General features: G+C 73.9%; 18 protein-coding genes. 12 read left to right on the top strand and 6 right to left on the bottom strand.

All coding sequences use genetic code 11. The features are described 5' to 3' along the window. The first annotated feature begins 41 nt into the window (after positions 1 to 41). The 4 genes from KCH_RS16215 (at position 42) to KCH_RS16205 (ending at position 2,744) form a co-directional block, all read left to right on the top strand. A complete protein-coding gene (locus tag KCH_RS16215) occupies positions 42 to 245 on the top strand; it encodes a helix-turn-helix domain-containing protein (protein WP_035863710.1) in 204 nt (67 codons plus the stop codon). An 83-nt stretch (positions 246 to 328) separates the two neighbouring features. Next, positions 329 to 478, top strand: a complete 150-nt coding sequence (locus KCH_RS39670; RefSeq protein ID WP_425268772.1) for a 30S ribosomal protein bS22 — start codon at positions 329 to 331, stop codon at positions 476 to 478. A gap of 209 nt (positions 479 to 687) precedes the next feature. Beyond that, positions 688 to 1,743 carry an NAD-dependent epimerase/dehydratase family protein gene (locus KCH_RS16210; protein ID WP_035863708.1) on the top strand — a complete coding sequence of 352 codons (1,056 nt, stop codon included), beginning with the start codon at positions 688 to 690 and terminating at the stop codon, positions 1,741 to 1,743. Beyond that, positions 1,740 to 2,744 carry a lysophospholipid acyltransferase family protein gene (locus KCH_RS16205; RefSeq protein ID WP_035863706.1) on the top strand — a complete coding sequence of 335 codons (1,005 nt, stop codon included), beginning with the start codon at positions 1,740 to 1,742 and terminating at the stop codon, positions 2,742 to 2,744. Before KCH_RS16210 ends, KCH_RS16205 begins: the two co-directional genes overlap by 4 nt. Positions 2,745 to 2,751: 7 nt before the next feature. Here KCH_RS16205 and KCH_RS16200 read toward each other — a convergent pair whose 3' ends face one another. The 3 genes from KCH_RS16200 to KCH_RS16190 all read right to left on the bottom strand — a co-directional run bounded on the left by KCH_RS16200 (position 2,752) and on the right by KCH_RS16190 (position 6,523). Next, a complete protein-coding gene (locus tag KCH_RS16200) occupies positions 2,752 to 3,960 on the bottom strand; it encodes a DUF5667 domain-containing protein (protein ID WP_157032069.1) in 1,209 nt (402 codons plus the stop codon). A gap of 299 nt (positions 3,961 to 4,259) precedes the next feature. Continuing rightward, positions 4,260 to 5,027, bottom strand: coding sequence for an ECF subfamily RNA polymerase sigma factor, BldN family (locus KCH_RS16195; RefSeq protein WP_084223662.1), 768 nt, complete (start codon positions 5,025 to 5,027; stop codon positions 4,260 to 4,262). A gap of 557 nt (positions 5,028 to 5,584) precedes the next feature. Next, the gene (locus KCH_RS16190) at positions 5,585 to 6,523 is read right to left on the bottom strand and encodes an HAD family hydrolase (protein ID WP_035863704.1); all 939 of its coding nucleotides are present in this window, start codon (positions 6,521 to 6,523) and stop codon (positions 5,585 to 5,587) included. 106 nt (positions 6,524 to 6,629) lie between these two features. On the opposite strand from KCH_RS16190, the gene KCH_RS16185 reads away from it, so the two are divergent. The 7 genes from KCH_RS16185 to hemB all read left to right on the top strand — a co-directional run bounded on the left by KCH_RS16185 (position 6,630) and on the right by hemB (position 13,794). After that, the gene (locus KCH_RS16185; protein ID WP_244305339.1) at positions 6,630 to 6,899 is read left to right on the top strand and encodes a glutaredoxin family protein; all 270 of its coding nucleotides are present in this window, start codon (positions 6,630 to 6,632) and stop codon (positions 6,897 to 6,899) included. A gap of 152 nt (positions 6,900 to 7,051) precedes the next feature. Then, positions 7,052 to 7,720 (top strand): 3'-5' exonuclease, encoded by a 669-nt coding sequence (locus tag KCH_RS16180; RefSeq protein ID WP_035863702.1) that lies wholly within the window; start codon positions 7,052 to 7,054, stop codon positions 7,718 to 7,720. A 101-nt stretch (positions 7,721 to 7,821) separates the two neighbouring features. Continuing rightward, complete coding sequence (locus KCH_RS16175; RefSeq protein ID WP_035863699.1) at positions 7,822 to 8,697, top strand: redox-sensing transcriptional repressor Rex; 876 nt, start codon at positions 7,822 to 7,824, stop codon at positions 8,695 to 8,697. A 31-nt stretch (positions 8,698 to 8,728) separates the two neighbouring features. After that, the gene (locus KCH_RS16170) at positions 8,729 to 10,114 is read left to right on the top strand and encodes a glutamyl-tRNA reductase (RefSeq protein WP_035863697.1); all 1,386 of its coding nucleotides are present in this window, start codon (positions 8,729 to 8,731) and stop codon (positions 10,112 to 10,114) included. A 41-nt stretch (positions 10,115 to 10,155) separates the two neighbouring features. Continuing rightward, positions 10,156 to 11,130: a hydroxymethylbilane synthase gene (gene hemC / locus KCH_RS16165; RefSeq protein ID WP_035872296.1), complete on the top strand. Its 975-nt coding sequence runs from the start codon at positions 10,156 to 10,158 to the stop codon at positions 11,128 to 11,130. Next, complete coding sequence (locus tag KCH_RS16160) at positions 11,127 to 12,746, top strand: bifunctional uroporphyrinogen-III C-methyltransferase/uroporphyrinogen-III synthase (protein ID WP_035863695.1); 1,620 nt, start codon at positions 11,127 to 11,129, stop codon at positions 12,744 to 12,746. The genes hemC and KCH_RS16160 overlap by 4 nt, the downstream gene beginning before the upstream one ends. Before the next feature lie 67 nt (positions 12,747 to 12,813). Then, entirely contained in the window at positions 12,814 to 13,794 is a 981-nt protein-coding gene (gene hemB / locus KCH_RS16155) for a porphobilinogen synthase (RefSeq protein WP_035863693.1), read from the top strand. A 74-nt stretch (positions 13,795 to 13,868) separates the two neighbouring features. On the opposite strand, the gene KCH_RS16150 is transcribed toward hemB, so the two are convergent. The 3 genes from KCH_RS16150 to KCH_RS16140 all read right to left on the bottom strand — a co-directional run bounded on the left by KCH_RS16150 (position 13,869) and on the right by KCH_RS16140 (position 15,154). Next, positions 13,869 to 14,126, bottom strand: a complete 258-nt coding sequence (locus KCH_RS16150) for a hypothetical protein (protein WP_035863691.1) — start codon at positions 14,124 to 14,126, stop codon at positions 13,869 to 13,871. Positions 14,127 to 14,320: 194 nt separating this feature from the next. Further along, positions 14,321 to 14,668: a hypothetical protein gene (locus KCH_RS16145; protein WP_051653123.1), complete on the bottom strand. Its 348-nt coding sequence runs from the start codon at positions 14,666 to 14,668 to the stop codon at positions 14,321 to 14,323. A 141-nt stretch (positions 14,669 to 14,809) separates the two neighbouring features. Then, positions 14,810 to 15,154 (bottom strand): hypothetical protein, encoded by a 345-nt coding sequence (locus KCH_RS16140; protein WP_035863689.1) that lies wholly within the window; start codon positions 15,152 to 15,154, stop codon positions 14,810 to 14,812. A 327-nt stretch (positions 15,155 to 15,481) separates the two neighbouring features. On the opposite strand from KCH_RS16140, the gene KCH_RS16135 reads away from it, so the two are divergent. Further along, positions 15,482 to 16,189 (top strand): hypothetical protein, encoded by a 708-nt coding sequence (locus KCH_RS16135; RefSeq protein ID WP_035863687.1) that lies wholly within the window; start codon positions 15,482 to 15,484, stop codon positions 16,187 to 16,189. The last annotated feature ends 23 nt before the right edge of the window (positions 16,190 to 16,212 follow it).

Here is a 16,212-nt window from a genome sequence, read left to right as displayed (position 1 = left end):
AAGCCGGTGCCTTGCACACGGGTAAGGGTCGGGTGAGGGTCATGAGCGAGCGTCCCCTGCAGGATGTGGTCTTCCTGACCGTCGCCGAGGTCGCCTCGGTGATGCGGGTCTCGAAGATGACGGTCTACCGCCTGGTGCACAGCGGCGAACTTCCGGCCATCAGGGTCGGACGCTCGTTCCGGGTGCCCGAGCAGAAGGTGCACGAATACCTCCAGGAGTCCTACGTGCGGCTGCAGAGCGCGTAGCTCCGCAGCCGCGGACAACCGCCACGGGACACCGATTACGGCAAACGCGAGGTGGACGGTAGGCTAGGCCCTCCGTCAGTCGTATGGACTCCCGTTCCTCACGGGCGCGGGTCCGAGTGAGCGAGGAATGTTCCGTGGGCTCTGTCATCAAGAAGCGTCGCAAGCGTATGGCCAAGAAGAAGCACCGCAAGCTTCTGAAGAGGACCCGCGTTCAGCGTCGCAACAAGAAGTAGCACTGCTCGGCGTCATCCTCGCTCACGCGGGGGTCAGCCCCGCAGGCGCGTTCAGCGACGCAGGAAGAACTGGCGCCGACTGTGCACCACTGCCCGCCCCCGGATGATTTCCGGGGGCGGGCAGTGGCGTTTCCGCTCCCGTGACCGCGGCGCGGTACGGTGCAGGCCAGGGGGAAGGCAGCATCGGCAGCCAGGGAGGTCGCGGCAACGTGGGCAAGGTCGTGCTCGTCACCGGCGTCGCGCACCGGCTGGGTGCGCGCTTCGCCGGGCAGATCGCCGAACAGCCCGGCGTGGACGTGGTGGTGGGGGTGGACGCGGGCCCGCCGCCGGCGGCGCTGCCGCTCGGGGTCCGGTACGCGCAGGTCGACCTGCGGCGCCCGGCGATCGCCCGGGTGATCGCCGAGTACGACGTCGACACCGTGGTGCACCTGAACGTCACCTCGCTCGGCCACGGCGGCCGGGCGCTGGTGAAGGAGACCAACGTCATCGGCACCATGCAGCTGCTCGGCGCCTGCCAGAAGGCCCCGGGGGTGCGCCGGCTGGTGGTCAAGTCCACCACCGCCGTCTACGGCTCGGCCCCGCGCGACCCGGCGGTGTTCGGCGAGCGGATGCAGCCGAAGGCGGTGCCGGCCGGCGGCTTCGCCCGGGACGCCGTCGAGGTCGAGGGCTACGTCCGGGGGTTCGCCCGCCGCCGCCCCGACGTCGCGGTGACGGTGCTGCGGTTCGCCAACATCCTCGGCCGGGACGGCGACACCCCGCTGACCGCGTACTTCCGGCTGCCGCTGCTGCCGACCGCGCTCGGCCACGACCCGCGCCTGCAGTTCGTCCACGAGGACGACGCCGTGGAGGTGCTGCGGCTGGCCGCGCTGGACGCGCCGACCGGCACCTACAACGTGGCGGGCGACGGCGTGCTGCTGCTCTCCCAGTGCGCCCGCCGGCTGGGCCGGCCGACCGTGCCGCTGCTGCGGCCCGCGCTCGGCGTGGTCGCCCAGCTGGCCCGGCAGCTGACCGCCCCGGCGGACCGCGCGTTCTCCCAGGAACAGCTCCAACTGCTCACCCACGGACGGGTGGTGGACACCGCGCAGCTGCGCGGGACGTTCGGCTTCACGCCGCGCTGGACCACCCCCGAGGCGTTCGCCGACTTCGCCGCTCACGTCACGCCCGGCCCGCTGCCGCCGGCCCGGCTGACCGCCGTCACCGACCGGCTCACCGCCCTGCTCGCCGACCACCGCCCCACCGACCCCGAGGAGTTGAGGCCGCGATGACAGCCGCCCGGGAGCCCGCCGACCCGGCGGCCAAGGTCATCCCGATCGAGTCCGCGCCGAGCTGGTCCGGCCCGGAGCCGCGCCCGGCGCTCGCCGACCGGCTGGCCGACGGCGTCGGCGCGGCGCTCTCCGGCCAGCTCGGCGCGACCGCGACCAAGCTGCTCGGCAAGGGCTGGGAGCAGCGCGCCGCCTCCGGACTCGGCTTCCTGCGCCGCCGCCTGACGGGCGACTACGAGGTCGACGACTTCGGCTTCGACCGGGAGCTGACCGAGGAGGTGTTCCTCGCGCTGCTCCGACCGCTGGCCGAGAAGTACTTCCGGATCGAGGTCCGCGGCACCGAGCACATCCCGGCCGAGGGCGGGGTGCTGATCGTCGCCAACCACTCCGGCACGATTCCGCTGGACGCGCTGATGACGCAGGTCGCGGTGCACGACCACGCGGACCGGCACCTGCGGATGCTGGCCGCGGACCTGGTGTTCGTGCTGCCGGTGGTCAACGAGCTGGCCCGGAAGGCCGGGCACACGCTGGCCTGCAACGAGGACGCGCAGACGCTGCTGGAGCGCGGCGAGGTGGTCGGGGTCTGGCCGGAGGGCTTCAAGGGCATCGGCAAGCCCTTCGCGGACCGGTACAAGCTGCAGCGCTTCGGCCGCGGCGGGTTCGTGGCGTCCGCGCTGCGGGCCGGGGTGCCGATCGTGCCGTGCTCGATCGTCGGGGCGGAGGAGACCTACCCGATGATCGGCAACTTCAGGACGCTGGCCCGGCTGCTCGGCCTGCCGTACGTGCCGATCACGCCGACGTTCCCGTGGCTGGGCCCGCTCGGCGCGATCCCGCTGCCGACCAAGTGGACCATCCAGTTCGGCGAGCCGATCCCGACGGACAGCTACCCGAAGGAAGCGGCCGACGATCCGATGCTGGTGTTCAACCTGACCGACCAGGTCCGGGAGACCATCCAGCACACGCTGTACAAGCTGCTGGTGCAGCGGCGGTCCGTCTTCGGCTGACGGGCCGTCACCGCGGGCCGGCGGTCCCCCCGCGCCCCGGTGCGGGCGCGGGGGACCGGGCCGGGTCAGCCGAGGGTGAGCCCCGGCAGCAGGCCCGGGATGAGCGGCGGCAGGTTGAGCCCCTGGAGGCCGTCCGCGGGCGCGGTGGGGGAGCCCGACGGCGCGGGGTGCTGCCCGGGGCCGGCGTGGTGGCCGGTGCGGGCGTGGCGCCGGTGAGGCTGCCCAGCAGGTCGCCCAGGCCGGGCTGGGCGGGCGGGGTGGCCGCCGGGCTGGCGTGCGAGCTGGGCGTGCCGCCCGGCGCGCGGCCGGTGCCGCTCCCGGTGCCCGTGGAGCCGCTGCCGGGCTGCTGCGGGCCGGTGCCGGTGCTGCTGCCGCCGGTGGCGCCGCCGTCGCCGGTCTGGGCGGTCGGCTGGATCAGCCGGAGCGGGGCGACGTCCTCGCTCATCTCGCTGAACAGGCGGTCGACCTTGTCGGCCTGGGTGGTGAGGCCGGACGGCAGCCGGGACTGCAGGGCCGTCCAGCGTTCGTCCTGCCCGGCGAAGCCGGCGAGTTCCCGCATCGGGGCGAGCGAGCCGTTGGAGCGGTAGACGGCGCGCAGCAGGTCGCGGCCGCGCAGGGCCTCGGCGTGCATGTCGTCGAGGGCGCGGCGGACCTGGTCGACGGTGGCGGGGCTGAGGCCGCTGCCGGGGTCGGTGCGGCCGAGCAGGGTCTGCGCCTCGTCCAGCCGGGTGGAGGCCTGCTGGAGGAGCAGGGCGCCGCGCTCGGAGTCGTTGTCGGCCAGGTCGAGGCGGAGCCCTTCGAGGCCGCGCTTCATGCCGTAGAGGGCGTCCCCCGGCATGGCGCTGGTGGACGCGGCGGCGGCCCCGGCGAGGGAGCCGACGGCGACGCCGGCGACCAGCCCGCCGATGGCGAGGCGGCGGCCCCAGCGGGTGCGCCGGGAGCGCCTGCCGCGCTGGAGGGGGATGACCGCGGTGGGGGTGCCGTCGGCCCACTGCTGCTCGAACGCGGCCATCAGCCGGGCGCGTTGGACCGTCCGCGTCTCGGCGGAGAGCTCGGGGGCGGGCAGCGCACCGAGGGCGTCGGCCGTGGCGAGCAGCTCGGTCATGGCGGCGGAGCCGGCCCGGTGCGCGCCGCTGCTCCGGTGGTCACTCTGGTGGGCCTCCAGCGCCTCGGCGAAGGACTTCGCCCGCCGGTGCTCCAGCACGTTTGCCGTCACGGGCCACACCTCCCTTCGTCGTTTTCGACACCGTGGCCCGTCGGTTGGTTGTCCCGACAGGCCGAAACCACACCATCGGGTGACAGTTCGAGATCCCACTTGACTGCGGGCCCGGTGGCGGATTGCACGCTGGCCAACGAGCGGTGTCGGGAGTCGGTTACGCACGACCCCCCTGGCGTATTAAGCAGAGCAGATGACCGCTCCCTCACCCGGACGGGCAGGCGCGCGGGGCGGGTTGACGGCGCGTCCGGCGCGGTGCGGGCGGGCGGGGGTCTGTCGGGCGTGTCGTCCACGGCGGGTCAGCGGGCGTCGGGCGGCAGCAGGCGGGCCAGCGTGCGCACCGCCCGGTACTGGAGCGTCTTGATGGCGCCCTCGTTCTTGCCCATGATCCGGGCCGTCTCGGCGACCGACAGCCCCTGCAGGAAGCGCAGCGTGACGCACTCCTGCTGCTGCGGGTTGAGCCGGCGCACCGCGTCCAGCAGGGCGGCGTTGGAGAGCGACTCCAGCACCGACTCCTCGGGGCTGCGCTCGCACTCGTTGGAGTCGAGCATCTCGCCGGTGGTGACCTCCAGCCGGAACCGGCTGGACTTGAAGTGGTCCGCCACCAGGTTGCGGGCGATGGTGACCAGCCAGGCGCCGAAGTCGCGGCCCTGCCAGGTGAAGGTGCCGATCCGGCGCAGCGCGCGCAGGAAGGTCTCGCTGGTGAGGTCCTCGGCGGTGGCCCGGCTGCCGACCCGGTAGTAGATGTACCGGTACACGGTGTCGGCGTAGTGGTCGTAGAGCCGGCCGAAGGCCTCGCTCTCGCCGTTCTGGGCGCGCTCGACCAGGTCGACGACGGGGTTGTGCTCGGTGTCGTAGCCGGGGCCGGCGGGGGCGGTGCGGGAGCGGCCGCGCGTCCCGGGGAGGGGACGGTGCGGCCGCGCCGGTCGGCGGCCGGGCTGCCCGCGGCGGTGGAGCCCGGCGCGGTGGAGCGCAGCAGCGGCCCGGCGAACGCGGCGGGGGCTGCCGAGGCGCCGGCCAACGCGGGCCGGGGGACCATCAGTTCGAACTCGCGGATCGCGGCCCACAGTCGCTCCAGGCGCACACCGCGGCGCAGACTGGCGGTCGACGGGCGGGAGTTGGCTGGCGCGTCGTTCCGGACGGGTGGGTACACGGGACTCCCAGAGGCAGAACTGTGGACGGATCACCTCCGCCTGTGCGGAGAGCACGCCGCACTGACCACCCGTCACGGGGACGCTTGGGGTGGCGTGCACCAGGAGAGAATAACGCTTTGTGCAATGACAGCTACACCGCGTGGTCGAAGTGGTCGGATGAGGTCCACTTCTTGCGCATAATCACCTGTCGATGACCGGAGTTGACGCCGACCCCGGGGCTCAATGTGACCAGTTGTGCGCGTCCGGTGACCGAACGGTGCCGGAAGGCCGGGGTTTCCCCGGTCGCGGCGGTTCCAACCCACGACTTTGCCGGTCTGTCGAACGATCAGTTCCGGTCACCGGCCGGGGGCCTCCGGGGCCGTCACCCGGGAGGGGGTCCGGCCGGGCCGCGCGGCGGGCCGGGTCCACCCGTGCGCGGCGTGTCGGCGGCAGCCGGTTGACGTGCGCGGGGAACGCGAGTTGACGCCGGGTCAGGCGCGCTGCCGGCGGCGGATCGCCACCGCGGCGGCGGTCGCCCCGGCCGCCACGCCGAGCGCGGCCGCGGCGGGAACGCCGATCCGGGCGGCCTTGCGCCCGGTGCGGAAGTCCCGCACCCGCCAGCCCATCGCCCGGGCGTGCCGGCGCAGCGCCGCGTCCGGGTTGATCACGTACGGGTGGCCGACCAGGCTGAGCATCGGGATGTCGTTGGCGGAGTCGCTGAACGCGGCGCAGCGGGACAGGTCGAGGTGCTCGCGGCGGGCCAGCGCCTGCACGGCGGCGGCCTTGGCGGGCCCGTGCAGCATGCCGCCGACCAGCCGGCCGGTGTACTCGCCGTCGCGGGTCTCGGCGACGGTGCCGAGCGCGCCGGTCATGCCGAGCCGGCGGGCGATCAGCCGGGCCACCTCCTGCGGGGCGGCGGTGACCAGCCAGACCCGCTGGCCGGCGTCCAGGTGCATCTGCACCAGGGCGCGGGTGCCGGGCCAGACCTTCTCGGCCAGCACCGGTTCGAAGATCTCCTCGCAGATCCGCTCCAGGTCGGCGGTGCGCTTGCCGGCGACCAGGCCGAGCGCGCTGTCCCGGGCGTCGGCGATGTGCTCGGGGTTCTCCGCGCCGCGCAGCCGGAACGCGGCCTGCTGCCAGGCGAACCGGACCAGGTCGCGGCGGGTGAAGAAGCGCCGCCGGTACAGGCCGACGCCGAGGTAGAAGATCGCGGCGCCGCGCAGGATGGTGTTGTCGCAGTCGAAGAACGCGGCGGCCCGGACGTCGCCGGGCACCGGGGTGTGGTCGCCCTCCGGGGCCTTGGGCCGGGCGGGCTCCGCGCCGTCCGGGGCGAGCTGCTCCTGGGCGGCGTCGGCCGCGGCCTCGCCCGCCAGGGCGGTCCGTTCGTCGGTGGAACGCCTTGACCTGGTGAGCCTTCGCAGCGCTGCCATGCGACGAGCATAGTCAGCCGGGACGTCCGGCCCCGTGTCCGCGGAGTGCCGCACCGGTGAACGGGGGGCGTCCTGCCCGGCGCGTGTGCGGCGGCACAATGACTCCGTGAGCCTGCTGCGACGTGCGAAGAAGAACCCGGCCGAGATCACCGTGACGCTGATCGGCAAGCCCGGCTGCCACCTGTGCGAGGACGCCCGCGCGGTGATCCTCAAGGTGACCGGCGAGCTCGGCGTCGGCTTCGAGGAGAAGGACATCCTGCAGGACCCGGCGCTGTACGAGCAGTACGCCGAGCAGATCCCGGTGGCCCTGATCGACGGGCGCCAGCACGACTTCTGGCGGGTCGACGAGCAGCGGCTGCGCAAGGCGCTGGCCTGACCGCGCGGCCGGTGTGACCCTCCTCGCACCGGCCTGCCCGGGCGGTCCTTCGTAGGCGCTCGACGGAGATCGTCCTAGGAGTTCGCCCGGGGCCCGGCTTACCATCGAACGGTTTTCCGTGTCCGCCGGGGGCCGTGCAGGAGGAGGGCTCGATGAGCGGCTATGCCGTCGTCGACGTCGAGGCCACCGGTCGTAGCCCCTGGCGCCACCGGGTGGTCGAGGTCGCCGTGGTGCAGCTGGACGCCGCGCTGCGCACCGAGCGGGAGTTCGCCACGCTGCTCGACCCGGTCGGGCCGGTCGGGCCGACGCACGTGCACCGGATAGCGCAGGAGGACGTGGTCGGCGCGCCCCGGTTCCGGCAGATCGCGCCGGCGCTGCTGGAGCTGCTGGCCGGCCGGGTGCTGGTCGGACACCACGTGACCTGCGACCGGGCGTTCCTGGAGCGGGAGTTCGCGCGGATCGGCGTGGTGCTGCCGCCGGTGCCGGCGCTGTGCACGATGCGGCTGGCCCGGCGGCTGCTGCCGCAGGCGGGCGGCTTCGGGCTGTCCGCGTGCGTGGAGGCGGCCGGGCTCGGCTGGTTCCCCGCGCACACCGCGCTCGGCGACGCGCAGGCCACCGTCGAACTGCTGCGGCACTGCCTGCGCACCGGCGCCCCGGCGGAGGAGCCGGTGCCGGCGGCCGCCGCGGTGCCGTGGCCGCGGATGGGCCCGGCCCGTTCGCGGGGGCAGGTGTCGCTGCTGCGCCGGTGGGCCCCGCTGGGTCCGTGGCCGGCCGGAGTGGAAGGGCCGCGTCCGCTGATCGGCGCGGCGGGTTACGAGTGATGCGTGTCACTGTTCGGGGACAAATCGGACACCATCTTTGTGCACACGTTCACAAACGCATAGCCTGGCGGTCCAAGCCCAGCTTCACCCACAGGAGCAACGTGGCAATCGGCCGACCCTCACCCAGCAGTTCGCAGACGCCCGACCCGGGCGCCGCGCGCCGGACCTCGCGCGCGCGGGGCATCCCGGAGGCGACCGTGGCCCGCCTCCCGCTCTACCTGCGGGCGCTGACCGCGCTGTCCGAGCGTTCCGTGCCGACCGTCTCCTCCGAGGAGCTGGCCGCCGCCGCCGGCGTGAACTCCGCCAAGCTCCGCAAGGACTTCTCCTACCTGGGGTCCTACGGCACCCGCGGCGTCGGCTACGACGTGGAGTACCTCGTCTACCAGATCTCCCGCGAGCTCGGCCTCACCCAGGACTGGCCGGTCGTCATCGTCGGCATCGGCAACCTCGGCCACGCGCTCGCCAACTACGGCGGTTTCGCCTCCCGCGGGTTCCGGGTAGCCGCCCTGCTGGACGCCGACCCCAACGTGGTCGGCAGCACCGCGGCCGGCCTGCCGGTCCGGCACATGGACGAGCTGGAGGACATCGTCGTCACCCAGCACGTCTCCATCGGCGTCATCACCACCCCGCCGGGCGCCGCCCAGCAGGTCTGCGACCGCCTCGTCGAGGCCGGCGTCACCAGCATCCTGAACTTCGCCCCGACCGTGCTGACCGTTCCGGACGGCGTGGACGTGCGCAAGGTCGACCTGTCGATCGAGCTGCAGATCCTCGCCTTCCACGAGCAGCGCAAGGCCGGCGACGAGCCGTCCGCCGGCGACTCGGTGCTCGACCGCGCCCCCGGGCCGGTCCGCGCCGCCGCCGCCAAGCTGCGCCGCGCGGCCGGCGGCGGCAAGGCCGCCGACCAGGCGAAGAGCACCCCGGCCGCCAAGGGCGCCAAGGGCCCGGACGACGACCTGTCCGCGGTGATGCCGGCGTGAGCACGAACATCCGTCACGACGAGGTGGGGGCATGAGTCTTCTGGTAGTCGGTCTGAGCCACCGGACCGCTCCGGTCGGCGTGCTGGAGCGCGCCGCGCTCACCGGCGAGTCCCCGACCCGGCTGCTGCACGACGCCGCCGCCTCGGCGACCGTCGCCGAGGCCGCGCTGGTCAACACCTGCAACCGGATCGAGCTGTACGCCGACGTGGACAAGTTCCACGCCGGCGTCGCCGAGCTGTCCCAGCTGCTCGCCGGGCACAGCGGCGTCGACCTCGACGAACTCACCCCGCACCTGTACGTGCACTACGAGGACCGCGCCGTCCACCACCTGTTCTCGGTGGCCTGCGGCCTGGACTCGATGGTCGTCGGCGAGGGCCAGATCCTCGGCCAGCTGCGCGACGCCCTGGCCAAGGCCCAGGACGAGCACACCGCCGGCCGCGGCCTCAACGAGCTGTTCCAGCAGGCCCTCCGGGTCGGCAAGCGCGCGCACAGCGAGACCGGCATCGACCGGGCCGGCCAGTCGCTGGTCACCTTCGGCCTGGAGCAGGTCGCCGCCGGCGCCGGCCCGATCGCCGGCAAGCGCGCCCTGGTGGTCGGCGCGGGCTCGATGAGCTCGCTGGCCGCCGCCACCCTGGTCCGGGCCGGCGTCGCCGACCTGCGGATCGCCAACCGCACCCCGGCCCGCGCCGAACGCCTGGTCGAGATCCTCGGCGGCGCCACCCGCACCCTGGACCTCGCCGACGTCCCGAAGGCGCTCGCCGACGTCGACCTGGTGATCTCCTGCACCGGCGCGGCCGGCACCGTCATCGACGCCCCCGCGGTCGCCGCCGCACTCGCCGCGCGGGACGCCGGGCAGCCGCTCGCCTTCCTCGACCTCGCCATGCCCCGGGACATCGACCACGCCGTCCGCGAACTCGACGGTGCGCTGCTGGTCGACCTGGAGAGCCTCTCCCACGCGCACGCCGCCACCCCCGGCGCCGGCGACGTGGACGCCGTGACCACCATCGTCGGCGACGAGGTCACCGCCTTCGGCCAGGCGCAGCGCGCCGCCCGGATCGCCCCCACCGTGGTCGCCCTGCGCGCCATGGCCTCCGAGGTGGTCCGCAGCGAACTCGCCCGGCTCACCTCCCGGTTGCCCGACCTGGACGAGCGCTCCAGCGCGGAGATCTCGCAGGCCGTGCGCCGGGTGGTCGACAAACTGCTGCACGCCCCGACCGTCAAGGTCAAGCAGCTCGCCGCCGAACCCGGCGGAGCCTCCTACGCGGAAGCCCTGCGCGAGCTGTTCGACTTGGACCCCGCGGCAGTGCACGCTGTCTCCGGCACCCCGATCGGCGCCCAGAACGGATCCTCGATCCCGGCGGGCGGCATCCCAGCCGCCCAGGCCGCCGTCGCCCCGCCCGCCGGAGCACCCAGATGAACACCCCGTCAGCCCCCCAGCACGACCAGGACGATCACCTCATGAATGGTCCAGAGACAGTGACGCCGCTGCGCCTCGGCACCCGCCGCAGCGCCCTCGCCATGGCCCAGTCGGGCATGGTCGCCGAGGAGGTGGCCAAGATCACCGGCCGCCGGGTGGAGCTGGTCGAGATCACCACCTACGGGGACGTCTCCCGGGAGTCGCTGGCGCAGATCGGCGGCACCGGTGTGTTCGTCTCCGCGCTGCGCGACGCCCTGCTGGAGGGCCGCATCGACCTGGCCGTCCACTCGCTCAAGGACCTGCCCACCGCCGCCCCCGCCGGGCTGCTGCTGGCCGCCGTCCCCGAGCGCGAGGACGTCCGGGACGCCCTGGTCGCCCGCGACGGCCTCACCCTGGCCGAACTGGTCGGCAAGGCCGGCGGCCGCACCGTCCGGGTCGGCACCGGCTCCCCGCGCCGGATGGCCCAGCTCAACGCCTGGGCCCGGGCCCACGAAGCGGACCTGGAGACCGTCGCCATCCGCGGCAACGTCGACACCCGCATCAACTACGTCACCTCCGGCGAACTCGACGCCGTGGTGCTGGCCACCGCCGGACTGAACCGGCTCGGCCGCCACGCCGAGATCACCGAGCACCTCGACACCGCGCTGATGCTGCCCGCCCCCGGGCAGGGCGCACTGGCCGTCGAGTGCGTCGACCCGACCCTGGCCGCCGTGCTGGCCCGGCTCGACCACGCCCCCACCCGGGCCGCCGTGGTCGCCGAGCGCGCCCTGCTGGCCACCCTGGAGGCCGGCTGCTCCGCGCCGGTCGCCGCGCTGGCCGTCTGGGCCGGCACCGAACTGCGCCTGGACGGCGTGGTCGGCACCACCGATGGCGCCGAACTGCTCAAGATGTCCGCCAACGGCCCGCTCGTCCCCGACGAGACCGCCGAGGAGCAGGCCGCGGCCCTGGGCCGCGCCCTGGCCAGCCGGCTGCTCGACTCCGGAGCGGCCAACCTGATGGGGGAGCGCGCCCGATGACCGCCGCCGGTTTCCACCCGCCCGCAGGGCGCTGCACCTTCCTCGGCGCCGGCCCCGGCGACCCCGGACTGCTCACCCTGCGCGCCGTCGACGTGCTCAGCACCGCAGACGTGCTGATCGCCGACCCGCTGACCGCCGCCGCGGTGCGCACCCACTGCCCCAGCGGCGTCCAGGTGCTCGACCCGGCCGAGGCCGGCAAGGAGCTGTCCGACCTGGCCGCCGACGCGGTCAAGGCCGGCCGCCACCTGGTCCGCACCGTCGACGGCGACCCCGGCCTGGACGGCTGCGCCGCCCAGGAGATGCTGCGCTGCGCCAAGGCCGGCGTGCCGTTCGAGGTCGTCCCCGGCGTCGCCCAGTCGGTGGGCGTGCCCGCCTACGCGGGCGTGCCGCTCCGCGGCGACCAGGGCGCGGACGTCCGCTTCGTGGACGGCGAGGCGCTGCTCGGCGGCCAGCTGGTCGACCTGGGCGCGCCCGAGACCACGCTGGTGGTGCGCACCACGCTGGGCCAGCTGCCGGCGACCGCCAACGCCCTGGTGGCGCACGGCCGCAAGCCCGATGCGGCGCTGTCCGCGACGCTGTCCGGCACCACCACCCGGCAGCGCACCTTCACCTCCACGCTGGCGGCGATCGCCGCCGACCTGAAGGCCGCCCGGGTGCTGCCCTCGCCGGTGTCCGCCCCGGTGGACCCGGCGACCTCGGTGATAGCCGTGGTGGGCGAGCAGGTCGCCCACCGCGCCTCGCACTCCTGGTTCGAGACCAAGCCGCTGTTCGGCTGGAACGTACTGGTGCCGCGCACCAAGGAGCAGGCCCACGGCCTGTCCGAGCAGCTGCGCTCGTACGGCGCGGTGCCGCAGGAGGTGCCGACCATCGCGGTCGAGCCGCCGCGCACCCCGCAGCAGATGGAGCGGGCCATCAAGGGCCTGGTCACCGGACGCTACGAGTGGATCGCCTTCACCTCGGTGAACGCCGTCAAGGCCGTCCGGGAGAAGTTCGAGGAGTACGGCCTGGACGCCCGGGCGTTCGCCGGCATCAAGGTCGCGGCGGTCGGCGAGACCACCGCGCAGGCGCTGGTCGACTTCGGCGTGAAGCCCGACCTGGTGCCGTCCGGCGAGCAGTCCGCCGCCGGCCTGCTGGAGGACTGGCCGCCGTACGACCCGGTGTTCGACCCGATCGACCGGGTGCTGCTGCCGCGCGCCGACATCGCCACCGAGACCCTGGTGGCCGGCCTGGTCGAACTCGGCTGGGAGGTCGACGACGTGACGGCGTACCGGACGGTGCGCGCCTCGCCGCCGCCGGCCGAGACCCGCGAGGCGATCAAGGGCGGCGGTTTCGACGCGGTGCTGTTCACCTCGTCCTCGACCGTCCGGAACCTGGTCGGCATCGCCGGCAAGCCGCACAACGTGACCGTCATCGCCTGCATCGGCCCGGCCACCGCCAAGACGGCGGAGGAGCACGGCCTGCGGGTCGACGTGATGGCCCCGGCCCCGTCCGCGTCCGCGCTCGCCCAGGCGCTGGCCGACTTCGGGGCCACCCGCCGGGACGCCGCCACCGCGGCGGGCGAGCCGGTCTACCGGCCGAGCGAACGCCGCCCCGGTTCGCGCCGCAAGGCGCGCTGACCCTCCGTCAGGGGGAGGCCTGACGCCTCCCCCTGACGTCTTTTCCGTGACTCAGGGAGCCTTCGAAGTGTCCGCCGAATTCCCGTCCGTCCGCCCGCGCCGCCTGCGCTCCACCCCCGCGATGCGCCGCCTGGTCGCAGAGACCCGGCTGCACCCGGCCGAGCTGATCCTGCCGGCGTTCGTCCGCGAGGGCATCGCCGAGCCGAAGCCGATCACCTCGATGCCGGGGGTCGTCCAGCACACCCGCGACACCCTGCGCCGGGCCGCCGTCGAGGCCGCCGAGGCGGGCGTGGGCGGCATCATGCTGTTCGGCGTCCCCGAGGTGCAGGACGCGATCGGCTCCGAGGGCACCAACCCCGAGGGCATCCTGCAGCTCGCCATCCGCGACGTGGTCTCCGAGGTCGGCGACGCCCTGGTGGTGATGTCCGACCTGTGCCTGGACGAGTACACCGACCACGGCCACTGCGGCGTCCTCGCGGAGGACGGCTCGGTCGACAACGACGCCACCCTGGAGCGCTACGCCGAGATGGCCGTGGTGCAGGCCGACGCGGGCGTCCACCTGGTCGGCCCGTCCGGGATGATGGACGGTCAGGTCGCGGTGATCCGCCGGGCGCTGGACGGGGCGGGCCACCAGGACGTCGGCATCCTCGCTTACACCGCGAAGTACGCCTCCGCGTTCTTCGGCCCGTTCCGGGAGGCCGTCGGCTCCTCGCTGAAGGGCGACCGCAAGTCCTACCAGCAGGACCCGGCGAACGCCCGCGAGTCGCTCCGCGAGCTGGAGCAGGACCTCGCCGAGGGCGCCGACATGGTGATGGTCAAGCCCGCGATGGCCTACCTGGACATCCTGCGCCAGGTCGCCGACCTCTCCCCGGTGCCGGTCTCCGCGTACCAGGTGTCCGGCGAGTACGCGATGGTGGAGGCCGCCGCGGCCAACGGCTGGGTCGACCGCGAGCGGATCATCCTGGAGACGCTGACCTCGATCCGCCGGGCCGGCGCCGAGCAGATCCTCACCTACTGGGCCACCGAGGCCGCCCGCCTGATCCGCTGACCGAGGGTCGTGGACGCCGAAGGGCGCGGGCACCGGAGAACGGTGCCCGCGCCCTTCTCGCTGCTGACGCGCGGTCAGTTCATGGCGATGATGCCGCCACCGCCGCCGCCGACCGCGGTGGAGGTGGCCCAGCCACCGCCGCCGCCCGCGGCGAGGATGTTGGTGGTCGCGGCGAAGCCGCCACCGCCGCCGGCGACGAAGGGCTCGTCGGCGGTGATGACGCCCTTCCCGCCGCCGCCGACGGCGACGGACGCGTAGGCGGGGGCGGCGACGCCGGCCAGGGCGAGCGCGGCGGCGGTGGTGACGGCGGCCTTGCCCAGCTTGCTCTTCATGAGAGTTCCTCTCTGCGTCGAATGCTGGCTCTACGTCAGCACAGGGGTGCGGCTGAAGGGGTGCTGCACGCGCCCACCGGCTCCCCGATCACCCGATCGCGCCGCGGACGACCGGGCCGGGTGCGGCCGGAGACAGGGAACCGCCGGGCCCGTGGGGTTGGCCCCGGACCCGGCGGTCGGCTGCGGCTGGGAGATCAGCCGATCAGGTGGCTGACGCCACCGTCGCCGCTGCCCTGGGTGGTCTGGCCCACGTCGCAGGTCTGGGTCGGGTGGTTGTCCAGAACGTCGGCCTTGACCGGGATGACGATGCCGATGAGGGCGCCGACACCGATGTTGTCGATCTCCGGCAGGCAGATGTTCGGGTTGTCCAGCACGTGGTTGTTCGGGCTGTTGTCGCCCTGGGTGCCGGTGGCGTTGGTGCCGCCGTTGCCCTGCAGCGAGGCGGCGGAGCCGTCCGCGTCGCCGATCGCCATCGCGGGGGAGGCGGTCATGGCGAGACCGGCGGCGAAGACGCCGGCGGCGGCGAGAGCCTTCTTGATCATGGGGTCATTCCTTTTCGGATCTGATGGAGTGGAGCGGTGCCCCCGCGCATGGCTCGCGCCGGGGCGGCCGTCCGGCCGGGGGAACGGACGGACGGGTGGGGCGGCGCGGAGCGGGGCTCCGCGCGGGGAGATGACGGCACGTCAGCCGATCAGGTGGGAGACGCCACCGTCGCCGCTGCCCTGGGTGCTCTGGCCGATCACACAGGTCTGCTGGGGCTGGTTGTTGAGCGCGGCGACCTCCACCGGAACGGCCACACCCAGCACCGCGACGCCGATGTTGTGGATCTCCGGCAGGCAGATGTTGGGGTTGTCCAGCATGTGGTAGTTGGGGCTGTGGTCGCCCCAGGTGCCGGTGGCGTTGGTGCCGCCGTTGCCCTGGATGGAGCCGGAGGAACCGTCCGCGTTGCCGATCGCGACGGCGGGGGTGGACACCGCGGCCAGCGAGGCGGCGGCGAGGCCGATGGTCGCCAGAGACTTCTTGAGCATGATGGAGATACCTCTCTGAAATGCCGTTCGAGGGGTGCTGCCCCGTCGTCGTCGGGATCAAAGAATGGCGAACGGGAAAGTTACGGGGTTCCGGGGGAAATTCGTCGAGGATCATCGCTTTCGCTCCACGCCGGTCCGACTATTCAGCCGTTCCGGTTAACTGCCGCTATCTGCAAGGGAGCTGAGTCGTTCGCCAGGGTGCGCGCGGCGCGTCCGAAGTGCCTTTGCGGTCGCTCGCGGCGCGAATAAGTCGTACAGAATTAACGACGTACCGACCTACTGGCGTACCGGATAAACCGGAAACCCCCCGAACGAACGGCGAACACGATGAAGCTTCCCAAGCGGGCCACGGGCGCCCTGCTGCTGGCGGTCGGCGCCGGCGTGGCGGCGGCCCAGGGCGTGGCCCAGGCGGCCCCGACGACCCCGGCCGAGGTGGCCGCGATCGAGAACGGCCTGGCCACCCAGGAGGTGCCGTTCAGCATCCCGCTCTCCACCGCCTCCTCGGCGCTGCCGCTGCTCGCGGACGGCGCCGAGGTCCACGGCGGCATCCCGACCTCGCCGCTGCTGCCGCCGACCGAGACCAGCGAGGACCCGGCGCAGCCGATCCCGGACCACGTGCTGCCCGCGCTCAACGGCGGCAAGCTCGGCCCCTCGCTGGGCGCCACCCTGCCGCTGCCCGAGGCGGACAGCGGCGCGGCCCTCGGCACCGTCGGCCTGGACGCGCCCGCCGCCCCGCTGAACCTCGGCGGCCCGGCGGTCGGCCTGGGCCGCCCGGTCACCTTCGTCGAGGGCGAGGGCGGCCGACTGACGGACGCCGCACTGACCCTGGACAAGGTGGACCCGCACCTGGTGACCGCCCCGGTGCAGGCGGTGCCGGGCGCCAAGGCCGAACTCGGCGGCGCGCAGGACCAGATCTCGGTCACCGACTCGGTGAAGACGCTGGCCGCCACCACCACCTCGATGAGCGGCATGATGCTGAACCAGGCGAACCCGGTGGGCACCCTCACCGGCGCGCTGGACCAGTCGAAGGTCTGACTGGGCGTCATGGGAACGCGTAC

Source organism: Kitasatospora cheerisanensis KCTC 2395 (genome assembly GCF_000696185.1).
Lineage (GTDB): Bacteria > Actinomycetota > Actinomycetes > Streptomycetales > Streptomycetaceae > Kitasatospora > Kitasatospora cheerisanensis.
Note: the sequence above shows the minus strand (reverse complement) of the source record. Positions and strands in the feature narration are given on the sequence as shown.